This is a genomic window from Actinoplanes sp. TFC3, assembly GCF_001553785.1.
Classification (GTDB): domain Bacteria; phylum Actinomycetota; class Actinomycetes; order Mycobacteriales; family Micromonosporaceae; genus Actinoplanes.
The window spans coordinates 1,341,794-1,363,898 of the sequence record NZ_LOJP01000001.1; the positions used below are offsets into that span (position 1 = coordinate 1,341,794).

The following is a 22,105-nucleotide window of genomic DNA, read 5'->3' on the forward strand; positions in this document are numbered from 1 at the left end:
GCCCCGGCCTCAACCACAGAGTCCCCAGAAAAGCCGGAAACCAAGATCGCGGAGCAGCGCACCCAACCCCACGCCGCACCCACTCCGACTCCGGTCAGTAACCCTGATTCGACAGCGCCACAGCCGGTGAACGCAGCTACCTCACACGCGGTAGCCAAGCCCGCCGAGCCAGGACCGCTCAAAGCGCCCCAAGCGCTGGTAACCCAGCCCAAGCACGCGGAACCAAAGGCCGAACCAAAGGCCGAACCAAAGGCGGAACCAAAGGCCGAACCAAAGGCGGAGGCGGAAGCGCCGACCCCGAGCCAGCCGATCGAGCCCCCACCGCCCCGCAGAACCGGCTCACTGCTCGGCAACTACAAAGCCGAAGTAGCCGAACTTCTCAGCGGCGGAGCAGCCCGCCGGCGCCGGAAAGGAATGACCGCAGCCGGCCTGCCGAACCCCGATCCAGATCCCGAGGGCATGGAATCGCCGATCAAAATGACCCGGCCGCCCCGTCCCGGCCGAGGTCCCAGCAAGGACTAAGACCGGGCCAAGGCTCCGGCAAGAACTGAGAACCGAATAACCACCGATGGCCGCGCCCTGATCAGAGGGGAGCGGCCATCGTCGTGAAATGCCGAAGGGCCCTCCACGCTGCCGACGTGGAGGGCCCTTACCGGGGGAACGGAGTTACCGAAGGGGGGCTTCGTCCGTTAAGACCAGTTTAAGACGTTGAGGGCGAACTGGGTAGCCCCAGCCGTGATACACCCGATCCAGGGTGATTTCGTCGCGCTGAGCGCATGGCTCCCCATCAGGGGGTACGAGCAGAGCCCGCAGCACCGTTCCCGGCCACCGCGTAGGCTGGACCCCGTGGCTGATCTTCTGGTGTGGATCGATTGTGAGATGACCGGCCTTGATCTCGGCAAGGACGCCCTGATCGAGGTTGCAGCTCTCGTCACCGGTCCCGATCTCAACGTGCTCGGTGACGGCGTCGACCTGGTCATTCACGCCGATGATGCCGCGCTGGACGGCATGCCCGAGGTGGTGCGCGACATGCACGCCAAGTCGGGCCTCACCGAAGAGGTGCGCCGCTCAACTGTCACCATGGCGGAAGCGGAGGAGGCCGTCCTGTCGTACATCAAGCAGTATGTGCCCAACCCTCGCACCGCGCCCCTGTGCGGCAACAGCATCGCCACCGACCGCGGCTTCCTGGCCCGCGACATGCCGGCGCTGGACCAGTTCCTGCACTACCGCATGATCGACGTCTCCTCGATCAAGGAACTCGCCCGCCGCTGGTACCCCCGCGTGTACTTCGGCCAGCCGCAAAAGGGCCTGGCTCACCGAGCCCTCGCCGACATCCGTGAGAGCATCCGCGAGCTCGAGTACTACCGCCGCACGGTCTTCGTACCGCTTCCCGGCCCCGACGTGGATGAGGCCCGAGCCATCGCCGCCGAGCTCTAGAGCGCGCCCGGCGGTAACCCGGTCGACGGGAGGGCCGGGGGTGCCGCTATGCTTACCCGGAACCTGCTGCGGGAGTTCCTTCCGCGGTGGGGCCGCGTGAAAGAAGCGCGGAAAACAGAACATGGTGGTCGTAGCTCAGCTGGTAGAGCACCGGGTTGTGGTCCCGGGGGCCGCGGGTTCAAGTCCCGTCGATCACCCCATGCAGCAACGGAAAAAGCCCGCTCACCCGAGCGGGCTTTTTCGTGTCCACCACGCAAAAGCGGCCGCCGTGCCCACCCATCGCATCGCCCAAGCCCCGATCCGACGCGCCCCGTAGCCGACCCGGGGCACCCAATCATCCCCCTACATGGTCTACTGCCGAACATGAAGCAACGGGCAAGCCTCGCCCTAACCGCAGCCATCCTCGTTCTAGGCGTAAGCGGCATTATCACCTGGCGCTGGTGGCACAACCGCCCCGCGTACGGACCCGAGGCGCTAAAGGCCCAAGCCACTCTCCGGCAAGTAGATCAGGCTACCGCCGACGCAGCCCTCAAGCCGGCAACCGCAGCCGTAGCCGAAAAGGGCGACCAGATCTTCCTGGGCACAGTCAGCTGGACGCAGCCCCCGCACCCGCAGAAAGAAAACACGTTCCGGCTCGTGGCGGTGGATAAGCGTAGTCATTTCATGCCCGGGTTCATCGCCGTTACTTCGGCCGAGCCCGACGCTGTCAGTGCCGGGTCGGATGGGGCTCTCGATGAGGCTGAGAAGCGCTATTCGTGGCTGCGGGGCATTGGTGCCCGGAAAGGCGACGACGGCTCTTATTGGACCGCGGGATCGGCCGTCTTTGTGACGTCGGTGGGAGCGTCGCCGGTGACTTTTCAGACCGTCCTGCGACCGGGGGAGGCGGGCACGCCGGTGCAGGAGGCGGTCGCTTCGGGGCCGGCGGCGGTTGACGATCTTATGGTTGCCCTGATCAGCGTGGGGCCTGACGGGCAGGTCTACTGGGCCAACGCCTGCTGCACTGATGAGAGGGCGACGCGGCATGTGACCAAGGAGATAGACCGACGGGCGGAGTTGCGGACGTACGGTAAAACGTGACCTCTTCGGCTGTAGCCACCACCTCGAAGGCCTTCGGGTGGCGGTTCATGACGCCGTTGATTGTCGGGTCGGCTTTGAACCCGGTGAACAGCTCGATTATTGCTACCGCGCTGGTGCCGATTGCCGCTCATTTTCGCGTTCCGGCGGGGCGTACCGCGGTTCTTGTTGCCGTTCTTTACGTTGCCAGTGCTACCGCTCAACCTACGCTTGGCAGGATTGCCGGACGACATGGTCCTCGCCGGGTCTTTCTGTCCGGCATCAGCCTCGTCATGCTCGGCGGCCTCATTGGCAGCATCGGTCAGAGCCTGCTCATGCTCACCATTGCGCGAGTGGTCATCGGGATTGGAACTTCCGCAGGTTATCCAACCGCCATGCTTCTGATCCGGCAGCGCGCCAGCGCCTTTGGCATCGCCGCGCCGGGAAGCGTGCTGGGGGCCATTTCCATCGCGGGGCAGGTGACAGTGGCCCTGGGCTTGCCGCTCGGCGGGCTGCTGGTCGGCGCTGCGGGGTGGCGAATTGTTTTCCTCATCAACATACCGTTTGCGGTGCTGGCTTTCCTGATGGCTTGGTGGTGGATTCCTGCCGATGCACCGGCGGCCGGTGACGGTGGGATCGATCTGCCGGGCGTGGTGCTTTTTGCCGGTACATTCACCTGCCTGCTCGGCTTCCTGTTGTCCCTCCACCACCCGAGATGGCTGGTTCTCGCGGGTGCCGTAATTCTGCTCGTGGCACTTGTGTGGCGGGAGTTGCGGGCTGCCTCACCGCTTGTAGATCTACGATTGTTGCGGTCGAACGGCGCGCTCACCCGTACCTATCTTCGTCAGCTTTGCACGCAGTTGGTCATGTACTCGCTGATGTATGGGGTCACCCAGTGGTTGCAGGACGGCAAGGGCCTTTCCGCAGCGCTCGCGGGCCTCGTCATGCTGCCCATGACCGGCATGTCGGCGCTGGTCACGGCTCCGGTGGCGCGCCGCAATGTGGTTCGCTTGCCGTTGCTCATCGCGGCCTTCGTCGCGCTGGTGGTGGCCGTCACCCTGCGTTTCATGTCCATCGGTACGGCCACAGCAGCCATCCTCACAGTAACCGTGGCGTTCGGTCTCACCGTGTCCCTCGGGGCAGTAGGTAACCAAGGGGCACTGTATGTCCAGTCCCCGGCGCACGACGTGGGCACGGCGGCGGGATTGATGCGCACTTTCTCGTACCTGGGCGCGATCCTGTCCTCAAGCTTGATCAGCTTGAGCTATGCGCAGGGGGTGACCGACGCGGGTCTGCACTCGATCGCGAACGCGCTGATCGGCGGCAGCGTCGTGCTCGTGCTGATCACCGCCCTCGACCGCCGGCTCCCCAGCCACATAGACCGGCCCTGAAAGACCGGCCGGCAGAACGGCCCGGCGGCGAGAGGACCCGGCCGCGAGAGGGCCCGGCGGCGAGAGGGCCTGGCCGCGAGAGGGCCCGGCGGCGAGCGGGGCTGCCGGCGGCACGACCGGTCCGGAACGTAGGAACACCGTTGCGAATTCCACGGGGGAAGAACTCGCAACGGCGTTGTCGATGACTGTAAACGATGGAGTGTCAATCGTCTATATCGGTGGGCGATCCGGCCCAACGGACAGCTGTTCCAGGTGGATCGCCGCGGCACGCACCTTCATGCTGGTGCTGAGCGGCCGGTTGCTGTGGACTCCGCGCTCAACGGCGGCCCCGAAGGTTCGGCGGTCGCGGAAGCGGTGTGCCGGTTGGCCTAGGCCCTGCACCTAAAAATGGTCGCCAAGGGCGTCGAAACGGCCGAGCAGGCCACGGAACTGACGTTGCTCGGCTACGACTACGGGCAGGGTTACCTGTATGCCGAACCGCTGACCGCAGCCGCGTTCGAGGAGAAGGCAGCCCAGCAGCCGATCGCGGGCCGACCCGTCACCTGTCCCAGCCGTCGCAGTGGTCGTCGGGTTCCTGGTCGCGCAGCAGGTCGAGCAGGTCCGGCCCGGTGTGCCCGGTGTCCACCGACTTACCGACCAGGCCGAGCTGGGTGGCGCAGTCGCGGCCGAAGCCCTTGACCATTTTGTCCGCCCGCGCCAGGTGCCCGCAGCGGGGGCACTTGCGCATCGGCACAGGCCGGTCGATCACCCTGCCCACGGTAGCCCCCTGCGCCACCCGCCGCCGCCAACCACACCAAACCGCCATCCAATGGTCCAACCCGTTCACCAGTTCCCGCCAGCGAGCCGTTCCGTTCGACGTCTTCCTGGTCGGCGCTGCCGGCCACGTGGAACGGCTGGGGAACGAGGTGCGCCGGCTACGCAGGTTTGCGTAGGCCGCAGCCTCCTGCGGGCTGACGCGCCACCCGGCCCGGCCAACGGATAGTCGAGCCGTGAATGCAACTACAAGACTTTCGCTGTACGGCCTCGCAGTTGGCGTCCTCGGCCTGGTGATCCAGTGGGCCGCGGAGCCGGACAAGTTCCCCGTGTTCCCGCCGGGCATCATCTTCATCGTGGTGCTCGGGGTTCTCGTCGTGGCTACCGCCCGGTTCTGGTGGGCGCCGGTGTTCGCGGTGCTGATCTCGCTGTGGATCGTGTTCGGCGGGTTGGCGTCCGGCCAGCTGACACCGAACCTGGTCTCCAGCAACGCGGGCACCGTCGTCGGCAACGTGGTGATGTCAATCGGCCTGCTGTTCGCCGCGGTCACCGGGGTGGTGGCAATGCGGCAGCGATGGCAGGCTCGCACAACGTGACAGCCCGCAAACAAGCGGCGGCAACAGCCGGGAAGACCACAAGCGCAGCCCTGGCGCTGGCGGCGGTGCTCGTAGCCGGCACCCTCAACGTGGCCTCACTGCAGGACAAGAGCGTCGACGCCGGGGCGCTGACGCTGGTAACAGCAGCCGCTCTCAGCACGGTGCTGTTGCGCCGCTCGCCGATCTGGGCGCTGGCCGGGGCCATGGTGTCGGTCAGCGTCTACCTGCTGGCCGGCTACCCGTACGGGCCGGTGCAGCTCTGCATGGTGATCGCCATGTTCGAGGTGGCCCGGCGGCTGCCGCTGCGGCTGTCGGCGCTCGCGTGCGGGGTCGCGGCGGTGATGGCCTCGGCGACAGTGCTGGCGCGTTCGACACCGGAGCTGCACCAGCCGCTCCTGCTCGCCCTGGGCTGGTCGGGCTGGGTCGTGCTGCCCTGGTCGCTGGGCGCGCTGGTACACGTCACGACTGCGGCGCGCGAGCGGGCCCGGCGGGATCTGGTGACTCGCGCCGCCGCTGCCGAACGGGTACGCCTGGCCGGTGAGGTCCACGACGTGGCCGGGCACGGGTTCGCGCTGACCGCGATGCACGCGCAGATCGCCCTGCTGGTGCTCGACGAGCGACCGGATCAGGCCCGCGCCTCCCTGGAGGCGATCAAGGCGACCAGTGACGCGTCGCTGGCGAACCTGCGCGGGATGCTCGACACCTTTCATCCTCGCAACCGTGCCGGGCTGGCCGGTCTTGGCGCTCTGGTCGATGAGGTTCGCGTGGCCGGGTTGCCGGTGGAACTGTCGATGACCGAGGTGGTTCTCGGTGAGGAAGCCGACGCGGTGGCGTACCGGGTGATTCAGGAATCCTTGACTAACGTCTTGCGGCATGCCGGACCGACCATTGCGGACGTTTGGGTGGTGCCGGGGGACGGTGAGGTGCTGGTGCAGGTCGGTGATCGGGGGAGAGGTGCCGAGGTGGAGGCGACGCGGCTCGGACGGGGGCTGGCCGGGCTGCGGGAACGGGTCGAGAAGGCCGGGGGACGGTTCATGGCGGGGGCGCGGGACGGTGGCGGTTTTCAGGTGACGGTGTGGCTGCCCGTGGGCGGTGCTGGGTGATCCGGGTGGTGCTGGCCGACGACGAGGGTCTGGTGCGGATGGGCCTGCGGGTGCTCATCGAGCGGGAGGACGACCTGGCCGTGGTGGGAGAAGCCGCCTCCGGCAACGACGCCCTGCGGGTGGTCCGCGAGGTGTGCCCGGACGTGCTGCTTCTGGACGTACGGATGCCAGGCCTTGATGGTTTGGCCGCCCTGCGAGCGATAGCGGCCGATTCCGCGCTCGCCGCCACCCGCGTGGTCATGGTGACGACGTTCGAGATCGACCGGTACATCTTCGAGGCGCTGCAGGCCGGCGCGGCGGGGTTCATCCTCAAGGACACCGCCCCGGCCGACCTCATCCGGGCGATCCGGGTCGCCGCGGCCGGGGAGGCGCTGCTGTCACCGTCGGTGACCCGGCGCGTGGTGGCGTTGTTCAGCCAGCCCGGCAGCGCCGTCACCGGCATCGACACGCTGACCGAGCGGGAACGCGAGATTGTCGCCTGGGTGACCACCGGCAACACCAACGAGCAGATCGCCCGCGAACTGTCGCTGAGCCCGGCCACCGTGCGCACCCACGCGAGCCGGGCGATGGTGAAGCTCAACGCCCGCACCCGCGCCCAGCTCGTCGTCATCGGCGTCCGCGCCGGCCTCACCGTGGACCGCTGAGACAGTCAGGCTCCGGCGCCGCCGTCCACCGGCACGATCGCACCGTTCACGATGGAGGCGCGGTCGCTCAGCAGCCAGGCGGCCACCTCGGCGACCTCGCGTGGCGTGGCCATCCGCCCGATCGGCGAGGACGCGCTGATGCTGTCCTTGATGCCGGGGGTCGCGGCCTCCCACTCCTCGATCATCTCGGTGGCCGTACCGCCCGGGGTGATGCCGTTGACCCGGATGCCCTGAGCGGCCCATGTCACGGCGGCGGTCTCGGTGATGCTGTTGAGCGCACGCTTCATCGCGCCGTACGCGGGCAGCGCCGGATTTGCGCGCCGGCTACCGATGCTCGATGTGTTGACGATGGCCCCGCCGCCGCCCTGGCGCATCAGCGCGGCCTCGGCGTTCATGGCGACCCAATGCGCGCGGAAGTTCACCTCGAACTGCAGGTCGATGTCCTCGTCGCTGGTGGTGTCGAGCGGCCCCGGCTGGTGACCCGCCGCGCCGTTGTTGAAGGCACCATCGAGGCGGCCGTGCAGGTCGCCCACGCGGTCCACCGCGGCGCGGATGCTGGCGCGGTCGGCGAGGTCCAGCGCCACCGCATCGGCAACCCCGCCGTGCGACCGGATGTCCTTGACGACGCGATCAAGGGCGTCGGTGCTGCGGGCGGCGAGGACGACCGCGGCGCCCTCCTCGGCGAACAGTTCGGCAGCAGCGGCGCCGATGCCGCGGCTGGCGCCGGTGATGAAAACGACCTTGCCGGTCAGGAGCTGTGTCATGCCACCCAGCGTTGCGGCGCCGGACAGTCGGATACAGGCACAAGCGGTACCAGGATCCGTGGCGGCAAAGCGGGCACACTGAGGCCATGAACAAGCAGGAGCTCGGTGCCTTCCTCCGCAGCCGGCGCGAGCGGTTGCGGCCGCAGGATGCCGGTTTGCCGGAGGGTCCGCGCCGCCGGACACCCGGGTTGCGCCGCGAGGAAGTGGCCGTGCTCGCGCACATCTCCACCGAGTACTACGTCCGGCTGGAACAGGGTCGCGCGCCGCGTCCGTCGAGCGAGGTCCTGGCCGGGATCGCCGGCGCGTTGCGGCTCACCGACGCGGAATCCGAGCACCTGCACGTGTTGTCGGGCACTGCGCCCACCCGTACCGGTCAGCATCGCCGCGACGTGCGCCCGAGCATCCTCGCGCTGCTGGAACGCCTCCCGCAGACCGCTGGAATCGTGATCTCCGCGACCTTCGAGGTCCTCGCCTGGAACGACCTCGCCGCCGCCCTCATGGAAAACTTCGCCGAGCGCACCCCGGAAGATCGAAACCTGGCCCGCAAAGCCTTCCTTCATCCGGTACGACCAGAGCACCCGATCTACGGCATCTCCGACGCCACCGAGTTCCGTCACCACGTTGTCATGAAGCTGCGCGCAACCCTCGCCCGCTATCCCACCGACCCAGCCGTAACCGGCCTGGTCGAGGAGCTGATCGCCGGCAGCACCGACTTCGCCCGCCTCTGGCAACGCCACGATGTCCAGCCCGCACCGGTGCTCACCAAAACCTTCCACCACCCCGTTGTCGGCGAGGTAACCGTGGACTGCGACTCGCTGGACATCACCGACACCGACCAGCACCTGGTCCTCTACACCGCCCCACCCGATTCCCCCGCGGCTGAAGCCCTCGCCTTGCTCAACGTCCTCGGCACCGACTGGCCGTCGTCGACCACCGCGGCCACGAAGCCCAGGCGATGACGCGCACCTGTGGCGCGGGACGCTGAGCGAACTGCCGATCCCCGAAACGAAACGAGGATGCCATCGGCATTGACTGCGGCCGGTCCGGCGGGGCGCGATGTGATTCGTGAGCACAGGATCCGGCCGCACTACGACGAGTGTTGAGAAGGACGAGTGTTGAGAAGACGGAGGCGCGTGTCGCGTTTGCTGCGCGGGCGCCCAACGGGCTGCGCAGATGGTCGAGGACGCGGAGGCTTGGGGCGATCGGTCGGATTTGGCCCGCCGGTTCTCCGAGGAGGCCACGGTCCGAATCACTGGGCAGACGAGCCGGACGAGAGTTCAGCTTCGTAGCGTCTCGCCCAGCAGCACGCCGTAGGCAGCCCGGTGCGCGGCGGCGAAACCCGTACTGCAGCGCGCGAGTGCTGGTGCCGGCCGCCGCGGCGATCTCGCTGAGCTGCAGCGGCAGGTGGGCGTGGGCGTCGATGTGGGCCACCGCGCGCCGGATCACAGCCGGTGTGAGCGTACCCGGGCCTGGATCGTGGTGGCGGTTCATTGTCGTGTTCGGGAAGACGTGCAGAGCAGCGGTGGCCACGGTGCGGGCCAGGTCCTGGGCCACCTGCTTCATCCGGTCGCTCGGCAGCCGCAGGGTGGTCACATCGAAGCCGTGCATCGCGAACTCGATCGGCGCCCCGAGAGGAAAGCGATGTCCCCGCCGGCGGTGTTGTTGCTGATCCCGCGACTGTTGATCCGCACGCTGCCAGAGAGCACGACGAAGAACACATAGTCGTGGAAGCCTTCGGCGCTCGTACCGCTGTCATCGATGGACGCACTGACCCGGATGAGGTCTAACGCAACCTTTTGTTGCATGTGGCGTCCGCTGCCGCTACTGTCATGTGCAACCAAACATTGCAGGAGGGTCAGATGGAGACCGGTGTCATCGAGCGGGAGCTGTACATCGAGGCGGTACCCGAGGTCGTCTTCGAGGTGGTGAGCAACCCGGAGCACGTGAAGCGGTGGTGGCCCGACAACGCCCAGTACGAGGTGGTTGCGGGGTCAACTGGCGAGATTTCGTTCGGCGACTGTGCCGCAGGCGGAAAGGTCATGGCGCTCACGGTGGTTGAGGCGCGACCGCCGCATATGTTCTCGTTCCGCTGGACGCATCCGACCGGGACGAGCGCGGTGGAGGGCAACTCACTGCTGGTTACCTTCACGTTGAGCCCCTCCGGTGACGGAACCCTGCTGCACTTCACCGAGACCGGCTTCCGTGAACTCGCCGGCCAGCCGGCAGTGGCCCAGGAGATGTACCAGGAGCACGTGCAGGGCTGGGACCTGTTCCTGCCGCGCCTGGCGCCGTACGTGGCGAGTCTGCAGCTGAAATGATGGGCCCGGCGCTCACAGGTTCGGTGGACGACGACCTCTGGTCGGCGGTCGGTGACCCCAATCGGCGCCGCCTGCTCGACCTGCTGGTCGATGCCCCGGGCACGGCGACCACCCTCAGCCAGCACCTGCCGGTCAGCAGGCAAGCGGTCACCAAACACCTCGAGGTGCTGGGCCGAGCCGGCCTGATCCGCGCGACGCCGGCCGGCCGGGAGAAGCGGTACGTCGTCGACGAGGCCGGACTCGCCCGGGCAGCCGCTCAGCTCGCGTCGGTCGGTGCCGCCTGGGACGCCCGGCTGCGCCGGATCAAGGACATCGCGGAAACGCTGCAACGCGACCAGACGCGCTGACCGGATCGTTCAGTGCCATGGATATCCGTACGTACCTATATGGCATTTCGCCTTACGGTCATGAGACGCACTCTGGTCACCCCGGCAGCCGTCGCGATGGTGTCTGCGGGCTGTTCCGCCACAAAGGAGCCCGCACGCACGCCACGCCCACCGATGCAGTACACCGCCGAGGAGATCCGCAGGGCGATCACGCGTACGAGACGATCTGGGACAGCTACCTCCGGCAGGGCCTCCTGGCCCTGCCGGAAGGGCTGGATTCCGGTTCGTACGGCGACCAAGCGCTGGGCGAGGTGTTTGCTGATGCCGTTGCAGCCCTCGACCGCCCAGACCCGGTCTTGTGCTGCCGGCCAAGCTTGAGCATCGTCTGGTAGCTGTTTCGGTCGGTGCTGGTCCGGCCTTGCGCGAGGACCTTCTCGCGGTCGTTGATGACCCCGATGGCCGCGGACCGTTTGTGCGGGTCCATGTCGATGATGACCTGTCCCATGCCTGCCTCTTCCTCGATCGAACCCGGGGGTGAATCCGGCGAGTAGGGCAGCGCTACTTCGAGCCGGGCAGTTCCCTCCTGGATCCCGACCAATTGTCCAATTCTTTATGGAATGAAAATGGCATCTCGCCGGACGAAAACCGATCACGCCCGGCAAGAGACGATCAACCTTGTGGATCGCTGTCATAGCCTTCGTCGATGGCCGTAGTTGCCACGGTCGTCGCCTTGGTCGATTACCGAGGTAGGGACTCCGTGAGCGCCGGACCGGCCGGCGCCCCCGCAATCGCTTCGACGGCCGATGAGCTTGGACGGCCAACGGAACAACGGTCGGCCGTAGCATAAGTTTCTGCTAAGGGCTAAGCATTCTCTTGTGGGTCGGATGTCAGCGTAAGGGTGCTGCGATAAGCGCCGCCGTTCCCGGGGCGAGAAGCTCTGTTGAAGGGTTCGCTGCCCGACGGCCAAAAGCGGGTTGCCCGATAGGGATAGCCGTCCTGTCCCGGGCGCTCCCATTCCAACCAAACTAGCTGACCTCGTGTGAAAGTGGAGACACCAGGAATCGCTGCGTGACTGAAGTGCGCCCAGCAGCCCCCAGGGGTTGCCAGTGAATCGATGATTCCCCAGCCTTCGTCATCATTCCACTGACGGATGTTTCCAGAATCGGCCATCCGTTATTTTATGGTCTTTGATGATGGCAACACAAGGGATTTGCGCAACGGCGCATGAAGATGTGAGGCAAGAGCCGATGGTTAGCCATCCTTGCCTCACATCTGCACATGGCGTCAGGTTTCGAGGCGCTTCGAATTAGTCGTGAATGTGGTAATCACCGGGCAGGCTCGGACGCGGACCATTCTGTCCCCGAAAAACGCCATCACACCACATCGAGTCGCCTGATGCTGCTGCGACCCTGCTGGTCGGCGTCGTGGCCCGACTTGATTGTGGGGTCGGCGCCCACTTCAGTGATGCCTCGATCGTGGACATAGTTGACCGCACTGCCGCAGGGTGGAAGATCGGCCAGTTCGTTATCGGGGATCAACCATGCTGAGACGGGTGCCCCGCCTCGCAGCGATCGTCATGCTTTTGCCCATCCCGATTCTGGGCTTCAGTTCTGGCGCGTTCGCCGGTAGCGGTAAAGGAACGGTGACGTGCGGACAGCAAGATCCACGTCCGGCCTGCCACGTGAGCGCCGGAAACGCCAGAGCAGCCGGGGAATGGTGCCGGCGAAAGTGGCGGCCGAGGCGGTTAAGGTGGCGAAGGCAAGGGCTCAACCCTGACGGCAAAAAGATCCCCTTACAAGCCCTGCTGACCTATCACCCACGTTGATCGAGAACCTCGGTGGCCAGCCGCCTGGTACCAGAAAGTTTGTTATGGAGCAGATGGCGAGGCGACTACCGGCTTCGGGGGTCCGGTGTGGATCGCTGGTGCGGCACCCGTGGTATCGCAGGCGCCGCCTGGAGTGGCTTCGTCCGACTTCGTTGTTCACCTTGCGCGCGATGTCCGGGGCGTGCAAGGTCGTTGTGCTGGCCTGTGGATAAAGCGCAGTCCGGTGTTGTAATGATCCTCGACCTGTGCCGCACCGAGTCGCGCCTCCATCTTGTTGACCTGCCGAACGTGCTGGCCGGTGTTGAGAAGCGCCCAGGCTGCCGACATGTTAGTGAATCGAACCCCGGATCCACCGCCGCGCGGCCGACTGCGCATTATCGGCGCCAGATCAGTGCACCTGATCTTGCGCACGGCTTGCCGATTCGGCCCGCATGAGGGCACGTGGTGGAACTGGCCCGCCGCGAGCACCGCGGAAACCTGGTCCCGATGCCAGTGCGGCTCGCCGACCTGCACCCCGGAGAGGACTACCAGGGCGGCCTTTTCCCTGATGGCTGTCCGCGCACGGAGGCGCATGTCGAGCAACACCGACTCGCCCAGTGCTTTGACTGGCGACATCACGAGCTTCTCACCCACGTCGCCGACGCCGGACGGGTAGCCGGACTCTCGTAGTCAACCGGGACTGAACGCGACGCCGAGCCCGCTTGCATACATAAGCGGGCTCGGCGTAGGAAGCACTCAGAACGGCAAACCGTTACCGGCTCAGGAGCGGGTGGGCGCCGACGGCTTCGCGTCGGTCCACCCGATCGTCAGGAAGGTTTCGTTGCCGGACTTGACCGCATCTCCGCTGTCCGCGGCCTTGGCGTCGTAACCGCGGGCAAAAACCCGGTGGGTCGCGGAATCCAGGACGATGGAGTTCACCTGGCTGACGCTGGAGCCGTTCTGCAGCAGGGTGATCCTGACACCGTCGCGGCCTTCCGCGTCCTTGACGTGTTCCTGGATCGTGATGCCGGGCAGATCGGCGATCACCTCGAACGCCGCGGCGCGTACGGCGGGCACTGCCGGAACCTGCACCAGCAGGTCGGTCATAGCCCGGAAGAGGTTCGCATCCCCGGCGGCCGTGCCCGGAAGCGCAGCGGTGGCGCGCTCGACGATCCGGTCCTGAAACAGCTTCCTCAGCTGGGCCGGGCTGGTCGGCAGCGCGTTCACCTCGATCGCGTCGAAGCCGCCCAGACTCTGCAGGAACATCGAGGCGGACATAGTCTCCAGGGTGGCGCTGCCCGGGGCCGCACGCAGCGTGCGGTGACCAGCCGCATTGTCCGTGGTGACGGTCCAGGTGGTCGGCTTGCCGGCCGCCGCCCACTTGGCCGTGTCATCAGGGGAGAACGGCCGGTACCCCAGGTCCCGCTGTCCGACCCAGCTGGCGTCCTGCGGATCCTTGGCGAGCCAGTATTCGATGACGGCCCGGCTGGCCAGGTCGTAGCCCTGGACGCGCACCGGCCCGCGGAGGACGACCGTCTCGGTGTGCCAGTACCTGCCGGTCTTCTCCGCACCGGCCGTGGTGGCTGCGGCCAGCAGGAAGTCGTGCGCCCCCGGCTGCTTCGCCGGGGTCACCGCCTCCACCTGGGTATTGCGGGGCGTCGTGTCCGGTTGCCCGACAGCGAACGCCAGCACCGCGGCCGTCACGGTCACGATGCCACCGGCAACGGCCGCACGAATCGTACGGCGTTTCGAGCGTCGTTCCATTGCCGTGGTGAGCCTGTTTCGCGCCTGGAAAGTCACTTGGGGTGTCGGCAGGGGCGCCTCGAGCAGCTCACGGACGAGCTGAAGGTCTTCGTTCATCGGGTGGCTCCTGAAGGGTCGCAGGTGGGGTCGACGCCGCCCAACGCGGCACGTACGGTCTTGCGGGCGCGGTTCAACCGAGAAGCGACGGTGCCCTCGGGAATACCAAGGGCAACAGCCACCTCCGCGTAGCCAAGGTCGGCAAGGGCAACGAGAAGGAGTACGTCCCGGTCACCCGGTTTCAGGTCCCGCAGGGCGGCGGCGAGCTCACGGTGGACGACGCCGGCCGCCACCCGCGAGATGATCTGCTCGTGGTCGTTCTCGGCGGGTTCGGGGTGCGAGCCGGCGCGGCCCATGGCGCGGTAGCGGCGCTCCTCGTCGCGGTGATGCCGGCGAATGAGGTTGGTGGCGATGCCGTAGAGCCAGGCGCGTACCTGTCCGGCGTCGTTCAGCGTGCTCTGCTTGCGGAACGCCACCAGGAACGTCTCGGCAGCGAGGTCATCGGCGTGGGACGGGCTCAACCGGCCGGCCACGTACCGATAGATCTCTGCGTGATACTTGTCGAACAGGTCGGTGAACCGGTCGGTCGGTACGTCGCGCGACTTGATCAGCACCATGGGTGGGTCCATTGGATAGTCACGGCTCTTAGTGCCCGTTAGCCTTCAACGCCTTCACTGCCCTCGTGACCTCTCGCACGCCGACCACATACCACCACCGAACCGGTGGGCGAGGTCCGATACGCTGTCGCCGCCCGGGTCTCGGCAGCGCAGATCGAAGAGGACGCCAAGCCGCAGGGCACATCCTGACCAACCGCCGAACCCTCCTCGCCACGACGGCCGCGGCCTGCTCGACCGTGGAAACTCATCATCGAGTCCCACGCGGAAAGAGCACCGCCGCACCCACACCTCCTGGTCATCATCGACCTGCCCCCTTGATGCATACCCGGCGATCCACCGTCCGGTTGTCCGCGGCATGAGCGGATGTTCGGCTGGACCTGGTGGGCGTCCACCTTCGGCTGGTCGGGTGATCAGGAACCGATACGCTGCTGCGGCCGGCATTGCCGCCGCGTCAAGAAGAATGTGTCAGTCATGGCTACGGTCTGCGTCGAGACCATCATCAATGTCCCGGCACGCCAGGTTTGGGAGGTTGTTGCCGACGTTGGTGCCGTACACAAGCGGCTGTTGCCAGGCCGGGTGGCGGATGCCCGCGTCGAGGGAGACGTCCGCATCCTGACCATGCCGGACGGGGCGCAGGTGCGCGAGCTGATTCTGGCGATCGATCATGACATTCGCAGGATGGCGTACACGGTGACCGCAGGGCAGCGACTGCCGCTGACCTATCACCACGCGGCGTTCCAAGTTTTCGAAGAGGGAAAGCGCAGTCGGCTCGTCTGGCTCACCGATGTTCTCCCGCACGCCATGGCCGAGGTGGTGCAAGGCCGCGTCGAGCGGGGAATCCAAGAAATCAAAGAAGTCGTAGAGCAGAACACGGCGGAACAGTAAAACGCACGCTCATCGGCTACTTATCTACTGGTGGTACGACCGGAGCCGGACTCCCTGAGAAGGACGCTTCAACTGCGCAAACAGCGTCTCCTGGTGTCCAACGCTCCATCCCTGACAGAAGCGCTGAACAGGGGACCGTGGCCTCGAGGGTCTACGCCATGAGCGCTGCGGCCGTACCAATCCGTTCGTCACATAACTTCCCGTATGGCAGTCCGTGACGTGCTTCGTGCGGTAGCTGCTGGCCTCCGCGTAAGAGAACGCCTTGCGCTCTCAGGCCGATGGCGCTTGACAGCGCCAGCAGTCGCGCAGAAGTGGCGGCGAACGAAGCAGACATAGCACATGATCCGGGTCACTGAGCGATGACAATGACGGCCAATATCGGGCCCTGCCGGGGGCTGTCGGCGTCTCCAGATCAACAGGGGACAGAAAACGGTCATGACCAGACGTAGAAAGCCTGTTCAGGACCGTGATTACCGGTGCGCCGCGTAGGACTTGAACCTACAACCCGCGGATTAAGAGATCTCACATCAATCACGCGGCAGCTAATTTGCGCAACGCCAGGTGCGCCTCATCGTTGTACGCCCCGGCCGGTGGCGATCGTGTGCTCTGATTTGCCGAGTTAAAAGCGCACAAATTATGTTCATTTGGCATGACCCGGAATGGCAGAGAATCACTTCTGTCACCAGCTTGAGGATCTTGTTTATTCCCGCTTTTTGAACGACCCCTTGCAGCTGGCGGACTGTCGGCCTCGAGTCCGACTCGCGATGAAAATGCACGACTCATGCTCTGTGCGCGTCGGGATAATTTTCAGTGCGGCCACAGGTGCTTCCTCTCATGACCAATCGATCGTGTTCGAGGAGCTTTGCCCAAACCGGATAAGTTCAATGCGGCGGCCACCCGGGGTTTCGGATGGCCGCCGCATTGTGGGGCCGTCTCAGCCTTGTGGAGCTTCTTTACGCCGGAGGTTGTCGACTTCGTCGGTAGTGAGTGCTTGCTGGTACGCGTAGACGTCGTCGATGTCGCCGGCGAAGTATTCGGCGGCGGCGTCGTTGCGCAGAGCTCGACCGGTGGTGAATGGGCCGGTTGCGTTCCAGGTCCGTGCTGGGACTGGTGCGGCTGCGGTGCCGACTCCGTTGACGTATAACTGGAGTGTTCCAGCGCCGGCGTCGTAGACCGCGGCGACGTGTGTCCACGTGTTGATCGCCGCGGCGGTTGTGGATTGAACAGTGATAGTCGTGGGATTCGCGGCATCGGTGGCGGGGAGCGAGACTTTCCAGCACTTGCAGGTGGTGCCGAACCCCAGTTGGAAGCCGCTGGCGTGGGTGCCGTACTGGCTGATGGTGGTCTGGTCTCGGGTGGTGTTGGTGATCCGGGCCCAGCTGGCCACGGTGAATGACTGGTCGGTGCGGACTCGTGCTCGGGTGGACACGGCACCGGTCGTACCGTCGAGGGTGATCGCGCCGCGGTCGGTGTCGATGCCGCCGGAGTCGCCGTCGGGGCTGGGGTGCCCTTCCTGCTTGTAGGTCACGCCTCCGCTGAACGTTCCTGGAGCGAGCAAATCGGCGTCAGAGCGGGGGGAGGAGTCGGTCGCGGTGGTGGGCAGGCTCTGGTCCTCGAATTGCCAGTTCACCATGGGCGTGGCCGGTCGTGCCTCGGCCTGGACCTCGGCGTCTCCGAGGGCGCGTACCCACACTCGGGCGTCGGTGATGTCGCCGGCGAACCAGTTGCTGCGGCTGCGGCCGAGCCATGTTGCTCCGTCTGGGTCGTTGAAGGGCGTGACGGCGTCCGCGCCCGTCTGGGAGTCGCCGTTGACGTACAGGTCGAGGCTGTTGACGGAGGCGTCGTACACGGCCGCGAGATGCGTCCAGACGCCGGTCTTTGCTACCGCGTCGGAAATGGCGGTGGGCATCGCGATGTTGTCCCCGCTGGTTGCTGAGGGCATGACGACGACCCACTTGTCGTCGGATTTGCGGTATTGGAAGGTCATGGAGGCATTGCCGGTGGCGTTGCGGGTGAGGATGACCCGGTCAGCCGACTTGTCGGTCACTCGGACCCAGGCCGCCACGGTGAAGCTGCGCGCGGTGTTCAGCGGCAGCGCCAGGTCGGCGTAGCTGCTGGAGCCGTTGAACTTCCCGGCCTGGTAGTCGACCTGCTGGCCTGGCGACCAGCTTACGTCGGTCAGTGCCGCGTCATGGTAGGCAGGCGCGGCAGGATCCCCGGTGCCGGCACCGGTGTCAGCACCCGTGGCGTTCAGTGCCCACTCGGCGACCGGGTACAAGTCGTCGCCGCCGGTGACCTCTCCGTCGCCGGTGATGCCGTCAACGCTGTCGGAGTCCAGGACGTACTGCTGTGCGAGGGTTTCGTAGTAGAGATTGTTTGGTGATTTAGTGCCGTCGGGCGCGGTGTCCAGGGCTTCGGGTTTGACCGCGGCGCCTGTTGCGGTGCCGTCGTCGGAGACTGCGGCGGCAAAGTCGATGACCCCGTCGGCGTAGCCCTCCATGGTTGCCGGGCCGCCGTTGCCGAGGATGTGGGCGTTGACGAGTTGTCGCGCGCTTTCCTGGCGGCGGTGTGGGTGACGGTGAACGGGGGCAATGTGGCGACGTACACCTTGAGGTTGCGGTTGGAGGTGGGCAGGCTGACCGCGTAGTCGAGTGCGTCGTCAGTGGAGTATTGCTGCAGTTGTCCGGCGAGGGTGTTCAGTTTGGTGTTGACCGCATCTGCGCAGGTGCTGGCGGAGTCGGTGCACGTCAGCAGATCACTGCTACCGGCCGAGATGAGCACGATGCGGGCGTTGGTCTGGTTCAGGATCTCCCGGTCGACAAGGCCGTAGGAGTTTTGCGGGTACAGCGTGTTGGCGATTCGGGGGAGTAGGACCTTGTTGTTCCAGCTGCTGCTTCCCTGGTTGAGCACGCCGGTCCGGACCGGGTAGCGGTTGCCGTATTCGTCGGTGGAGAGGACGGTGGTTAGTTTGTCGCTGAGCTGGCACAGGCACACAACCGCACACCCTCACCGCAACCAAGGGCGGCAGCGATCCCACCACGTTCGTCTACGACGTTGCCGGTAACCTGCTGACCCGAACCGCCACCAACGGCAACAACCAGACCCTGAAGTGGAACAACGAAGGCTCACTGGCCCAGGTAACCTCGACCGGCGCCAACGCCGGAACCACCAAGTACCTCTACGACGCCGACGGTAACCAGCTGATCCGACGCGATCCCAGCCGCACCAGCCTCTTCGTGGGCGACACCGAAATCGTCGTCAACACCGCTGCCAACCCCCCCCAGTCGCACTCGGCGCTGTCCGTACTTACAGCCACGGCGCCAGTTCAGTCGCCGTCCGCTCCACGCTGCCCGGCGGCGGCACCCACTACCTGTTCGGCGACCAGCACGGCACCGCCGGTATGTCGATCGACACCACCACCCAAGCAGTCTCCCGGCAGCAGTCCAAGCCATATGGCGAGAACCGGGCCAGCAATAACACCACCTTGTGGCCGGACCCGACCCGCGGATACCTTCATGCGGCCAAAGACGTCAGTACCGGCTACACCGACCTAGGCGCCCGCAAGTACGACCCCAGCATCGGCCGCTTCATCAGCGCCGACCCCCTGCTGGAAGTCGCTGACCCGGCACAACTCGGCGGCTACACCTATGCAGGCGACAATCCCATCACACTGTCCGACCCCACCGGCCTGGCCGGTGACACCGGCAACGGATCCGGCAATGGTATCCGCTTCAATCCCACCAGCGGCGCTGTCCTTGGCGGCGGCACGGGCAATGTCAACAAAGGCACTGATAAGCCGAACAGCGGCAGTACGGGCGGCAGCGGCAGCGGCAGCGGCAGCGGTAGCGGCAGCGGCAGCGGGAAGCCTGTCGACGTGGTTAGCACCGGCACCGGCAGCTACGAAGTCGCTGGCGTCACCATCACCAACGACCAGGTAGAGGACGTCTACAAATTTGCCGCGCAGATGAACGCGGGGTACTACTCCTATCGCAAAGCATGGGGCGCCGACTGGTATTACATGAACGACGATGCGAAAGCCCTCTACATGATGGATTTTGCATGCCAGCAGATCGCATTCCTATGTCAGGGCGCTTACGCCAGCTCGGTCCATGAGTCCGTCAAGCATTTGGGAGACAAGGCGCGGGGCTGCTTTCTGGGCTGCGACTATGCCGACCGAATGCAAGACGTCGTCTCCAACAGCGATGGCGCGTCGCCCAGCGCCGCCGGCCGACTACTCGCCGGGTCACGTCTCTCGATGGAGAGCTTTGACGCGCTCGACGACATGGCCGCGGGCGTTAAAACCGCTTGCGTCGGGAACAGTTTTTCGCCGGAAACCCGCGTCCTCATGGCAGACGGCACCACCAAGCCAATCTCCGAAGTCCAGGTTGGCGACAAGGTGCGCGCCAGCATCCTGAAACAGGTAAGACGAGCGAGCAAGAAGTCACGGATCTGCACGTCAACGCCGACACCGAATTGGTTGATCTCACGGTCAGCGCCACCAACGGTCATACGGCCGTGGTACACACCACCCAGGAACACCCATTCTGGAGCCCAGCAAAACACCAATGGGTAAACGCCGGAGACCTCCATCGCCGTGACGCGCTGGGCGCCCCGGTGCCATATGGTCCAGTCGCCGTCAGGGTTGTTCATCGGTTCGAGGGCCGCAAGGCCATGTACAACCTCACGGTTGCGAACATCCACACGTACTATGTGCTCGCTGGCAACACGCCGGTCCTCGTGCATAACACCGGTGGATGCATCAATTTTTCTTCGAAGGGTGCAGGACTCGACCTTCGGCGTACCGCAGAAATCGATGGTGAGACTTGGAGATTCAATACTGGGCATGGGTTCAATCGCGCTCATGAAGGACCTAGCGGAATGAACGACCTTCGAACCACGACATTGACGGCAGATCGAGTTGAGACTGCGATTGCTCGTGACGTGAACGCCTTCAGGGCTAGCGGCGGTCAAGTTCCCGTTCCAGGGACGTCGGGCTTCAGGGGGCCCCTCGAAAGGTATGTCAGCGTGGGTGGTGCCAAGATTGGGTATCGTGTGACCAACACGCCCGATGGTGCATTCAACGTTCCAACCTACTGGAACCACAGCTGGGAGTGAGGTGCGGTGATGCCGGTGCACGACCTCGAGGTAGCTGCCAGGAAACTGATTGCGGCCAGCCAAGAAGGCGACCCGAACGACAAGGTCGGTGCGATGCGGACATTTGTCGAGCGAGTTACCTTTGCTCCAGCTGATGAGATTTTATTCGTCCTACGTGAAATTGCTGCTGAAGACTGGATGGCAATGCCGCCGTGGGCTCGGAACCTGGCTTTTAGGCTGGCCTGCCTTCAGCGTCCTACCGACGTGGATATCCTGCGCGAGGCGGCGGCGGATCTTTTGTCGTTCGGCCCTGATTGGGATGTTTATGCGTATGAACTGCAGAGTCAGGCTGATCGGATAGAGAATAGGGCCGACTAGACATTCGTTAACTGCGCTTGAGTGGCGGTGATTGTGACTACTTTCGTGCGTCTGTGAGCCTCGGCTTGTGTGCCGGTTGCTGTCATCGTTGCTGCTAGCCGATCTTTGAAATTGGGAAACATCAATTCTTTAAAACGGGAGTACTCGATGAGCGTGAGGGAGCGATTCACGGTTCTTTTGGCGGGAAGGTTTTCCGCCGAGGGTTTTCGTCGACGCGGTAATAACTGGTATCGATTGGGATTGACACTTCATTCAATAGTTAACATTAGTCCTCGCGATGGGATGCGTTGTCGTTCTGTAAAACATTGGATTTTCGCTCATTGACGATGTGCGAAATGGTTGGCAAACTACACCTGGAACGGCTCGCAGCGGAGCGGCATCACCGCCGACAAGGGCGTCGGCTCCGGCAAAACCGTAGCTGTGTCCTACACCGCTGGAAAAATCAGCAAGTATCGTCAGGTCGGCTTGGACAACAGCTCCCGCGAAGCCACGTATGCCTACGACAGCTCGGGCCGGCTGCAGACCATCCAAAGCGCGACACCGCGCAAGGTGATGTTCGATTACAACGCCAATGGTGACCTCACGAAGATCACCACCAAGACCGACACCTACGTGCTGATCACCTACGACGGCCAGCACCGGGTCACCTCGGTCAACCAGGTCACCGACAACGCCAGCGGACAGGGCTCGGTTACCCGATTCGCCTACACCAGCTCCACCCGCACCGACGTCGCCGACCCGCGCCAGGACATCTCGCAGCCGGTGACGTCGGTACCGCACACCACGTACACACTCGACGACGACGAGCGTGTCACCAAGGCCGTCGACCCGGAAGGCAACGAACGCAACGACACTTACACGCCGTTCGGTGATGTCGCGAGCTCGCAGTCGCCAGAGGGCGGCACGGTGACCAACTCCTTCGGCGCCAACGCCGGCGAGTCCATGACCAAGTCGGCGTCACCGACCGGAGCCAGCGCATCCGCGGCGTACGCCAACGCGGCTACTTCAACGAACCCGACGGCCAACTTCCAACCGTCCTCATCCATCGACACGCAAAGCAACAGCTCCAGCTACACCTACAACGGTGCCGGCAACAAAACCTCAGCCAAGGACGCTCTCGCAGCGGAGGCCAAAGTCGACTA

The 22,105-nt window shown here is 65.1% G+C and carries 20 protein-coding genes, 1 tRNA gene and 4 pseudogenes; 18 read left to right on the forward strand and 7 right to left on the reverse strand.

Annotated features, from left to right (window positions below):
- Nucleotides 1-846: 846 nt before the first annotated feature.
- From orn to TFC3_RS40340, 5 genes and pseudogenes are all read left to right on the forward strand, one after another.
- On the forward strand, nucleotides 847-1,437 hold the full coding sequence (gene orn, locus TFC3_RS06030) for an oligoribonuclease (protein WP_082771873.1): 591 nt from the start codon (nucleotides 847-849) through the stop codon (nucleotides 1,435-1,437).
- A 124-nt stretch (nucleotides 1,438-1,561) separates the two neighbouring features.
- A tRNA-His gene (locus TFC3_RS06035) sits at nucleotides 1,562-1,637 on the forward strand.
- A gap of 163 nt (nucleotides 1,638-1,800) precedes the next feature.
- Complete coding sequence (locus tag TFC3_RS06040; protein ID WP_067496722.1) at nucleotides 1,801-2,514, forward strand: hypothetical protein; 714 nt, start codon at nucleotides 1,801-1,803, stop codon at nucleotides 2,512-2,514.
- Between the two features lie 47 nt (nucleotides 2,515-2,561).
- Nucleotides 2,562-3,881, forward strand: a complete 1,320-nt coding sequence (locus tag TFC3_RS06045) for an MFS transporter (RefSeq protein WP_173745301.1) — start codon at nucleotides 2,562-2,564, stop codon at nucleotides 3,879-3,881.
- Between the two features lie 387 nt (nucleotides 3,882-4,268).
- Nucleotides 4,269-4,313 (forward strand): annotated as a pseudogene (locus TFC3_RS40340) (hypothetical protein); the annotation flags it as partial.
- Between the two features lie 106 nt (nucleotides 4,314-4,419).
- Here the strand turns inward: TFC3_RS40340 and TFC3_RS06050 are convergent.
- Complete coding sequence (locus tag TFC3_RS06050) at nucleotides 4,420-4,629, reverse strand: hypothetical protein (RefSeq protein ID WP_236718005.1); 210 nt, start codon at nucleotides 4,627-4,629, stop codon at nucleotides 4,420-4,422.
- Between the two features lie 241 nt (nucleotides 4,630-4,870).
- On the opposite strand from TFC3_RS06050, the gene TFC3_RS06055 reads away from it, so the two are divergent.
- Genes TFC3_RS06055 through TFC3_RS06065 form a run of 3 tightly spaced genes read left to right on the forward strand, consistent with a single transcriptional unit; the run spans nucleotide 4,871 to nucleotide 6,977 of the window.
- Entirely contained in the window at nucleotides 4,871-5,230 is a 360-nt protein-coding gene (locus tag TFC3_RS06055) for a hypothetical protein (protein WP_082771875.1), read from the forward strand.
- On the forward strand, nucleotides 5,227-6,333 hold the full coding sequence (locus tag TFC3_RS06060) for a sensor histidine kinase (protein ID WP_067506068.1): 1,107 nt from the start codon (nucleotides 5,227-5,229) through the stop codon (nucleotides 6,331-6,333). The genes TFC3_RS06055 and TFC3_RS06060 overlap by 4 nt, the downstream gene beginning before the upstream one ends.
- Nucleotides 6,330-6,977 carry a response regulator transcription factor gene (locus TFC3_RS06065; protein WP_067496728.1) on the forward strand — a complete coding sequence of 216 codons (648 nt, stop codon included), beginning with the start codon at nucleotides 6,330-6,332 and terminating at the stop codon, nucleotides 6,975-6,977. The genes TFC3_RS06060 and TFC3_RS06065 overlap by 4 nt, the downstream gene beginning before the upstream one ends.
- A gap of 5 nt (nucleotides 6,978-6,982) precedes the next feature.
- Here the strand turns inward: TFC3_RS06065 and TFC3_RS06070 are convergent, their stop codons facing one another.
- Complete coding sequence (locus TFC3_RS06070; RefSeq protein ID WP_067496731.1) at nucleotides 6,983-7,741, reverse strand: SDR family NAD(P)-dependent oxidoreductase; 759 nt, start codon at nucleotides 7,739-7,741, stop codon at nucleotides 6,983-6,985.
- Nucleotides 7,742-7,827: 86 nt separating this feature from the next.
- Between TFC3_RS06070 and TFC3_RS06075 the strand changes: the two genes are divergently transcribed.
- On the forward strand, nucleotides 7,828-8,700 hold the full coding sequence (locus TFC3_RS06075) for a helix-turn-helix transcriptional regulator (RefSeq protein ID WP_067496735.1): 873 nt from the start codon (nucleotides 7,828-7,830) through the stop codon (nucleotides 8,698-8,700).
- A 630-nt stretch (nucleotides 8,701-9,330) separates the two neighbouring features.
- Here TFC3_RS06075 and TFC3_RS37800 read toward each other — a convergent pair.
- Complete coding sequence (locus TFC3_RS37800) at nucleotides 9,331-9,546, reverse strand: hypothetical protein (protein ID WP_067496738.1); 216 nt, start codon at nucleotides 9,544-9,546, stop codon at nucleotides 9,331-9,333.
- A 54-nt stretch (nucleotides 9,547-9,600) separates the two neighbouring features.
- Here TFC3_RS37800 and TFC3_RS06085 point away from each other — a divergent pair, with 54 nt between their 5' ends.
- From TFC3_RS06085 to TFC3_RS36775, 3 genes are read left to right on the forward strand one after another with little or no spacing between them, the layout of a single operon-like run.
- Nucleotides 9,601-10,059, forward strand: coding sequence for an SRPBCC family protein (locus TFC3_RS06085; RefSeq protein ID WP_067496740.1), 459 nt, complete (start codon nucleotides 9,601-9,603; stop codon nucleotides 10,057-10,059).
- Entirely contained in the window at nucleotides 10,059-10,406 is a 348-nt protein-coding gene (locus TFC3_RS06090) for a winged helix-turn-helix domain-containing protein (protein ID WP_067496743.1), read from the forward strand. Before TFC3_RS06085 ends, TFC3_RS06090 begins: the two co-directional genes overlap by 1 nt.
- A 17-nt stretch (nucleotides 10,407-10,423) precedes the next feature.
- Nucleotides 10,424-10,777, forward strand: a complete 354-nt coding sequence (locus TFC3_RS36775; RefSeq protein WP_153040112.1) for a hypothetical protein — start codon at nucleotides 10,424-10,426, stop codon at nucleotides 10,775-10,777.
- Between the two features lie 1,589 nt (nucleotides 10,778-12,366).
- Here the strand turns inward: TFC3_RS36775 and TFC3_RS38665 are convergent.
- From TFC3_RS38665 to TFC3_RS06110, 3 genes are all read right to left on the reverse strand, one after another.
- A complete protein-coding gene (locus TFC3_RS38665) occupies nucleotides 12,367-12,843 on the reverse strand; it encodes a hypothetical protein (RefSeq protein ID WP_201787120.1) in 477 nt (158 codons plus the stop codon).
- 126 nt (nucleotides 12,844-12,969) lie between these two features.
- On the reverse strand, nucleotides 12,970-14,049 hold the full coding sequence (locus tag TFC3_RS06105) for a CU044_5270 family protein (RefSeq protein ID WP_067496751.1): 1,080 nt from the start codon (nucleotides 14,047-14,049) through the stop codon (nucleotides 12,970-12,972).
- Nucleotides 14,046-14,606, reverse strand: coding sequence for an RNA polymerase sigma factor (locus TFC3_RS06110; protein WP_067506071.1), 561 nt, complete (start codon nucleotides 14,604-14,606; stop codon nucleotides 14,046-14,048). The genes TFC3_RS06105 and TFC3_RS06110 overlap by 4 nt, the downstream gene beginning before the upstream one ends.
- A gap of 363 nt (nucleotides 14,607-14,969) precedes the next feature.
- On the opposite strand from TFC3_RS06110, the gene TFC3_RS06115 reads away from it, so the two are divergent.
- Entirely contained in the window at nucleotides 14,970-15,491 is a 522-nt protein-coding gene (locus TFC3_RS06115) for an SRPBCC family protein (RefSeq protein WP_236718006.1), read from the forward strand.
- Between the two features lie 934 nt (nucleotides 15,492-16,425).
- Here the strand turns inward: TFC3_RS06115 and TFC3_RS06120 are convergent.
- Entirely contained in the window at nucleotides 16,426-17,991 is a 1,566-nt protein-coding gene (locus TFC3_RS06120) for a LamG domain-containing protein (RefSeq protein WP_067496762.1), read from the reverse strand.
- Nucleotides 17,992-18,550: 559 nt separating this feature from the next.
- Between TFC3_RS06120 and TFC3_RS40345 the strand changes: the two are divergent.
- From TFC3_RS40345 to TFC3_RS39100, 5 genes and pseudogenes are all read left to right on the forward strand, one after another.
- Nucleotides 18,551-18,634, forward strand: a pseudogene (locus TFC3_RS40345) (hypothetical protein); the annotation flags it as partial.
- A 257-nt stretch (nucleotides 18,635-18,891) separates the two neighbouring features.
- Nucleotides 18,892-19,170 (forward strand): annotated as a pseudogene (locus TFC3_RS40350) (RHS repeat-associated core domain-containing protein); the annotation flags it as partial.
- Between the two features lie 626 nt (nucleotides 19,171-19,796).
- Entirely contained in the window at nucleotides 19,797-20,606 is an 810-nt protein-coding gene (locus tag TFC3_RS40355; protein ID WP_082772378.1) for a polymorphic toxin-type HINT domain-containing protein, read from the forward strand.
- Nucleotides 20,607-20,615: 9 nt separating this feature from the next.
- A complete protein-coding gene (locus TFC3_RS06130) occupies nucleotides 20,616-20,963 on the forward strand; it encodes a hypothetical protein (RefSeq protein ID WP_082772379.1) in 348 nt (115 codons plus the stop codon).
- Nucleotides 20,964-21,302: 339 nt separating this feature from the next.
- Nucleotides 21,303-22,105: pseudogene (locus TFC3_RS39100) on the forward strand (RHS repeat-associated core domain-containing protein); the annotation flags it as partial.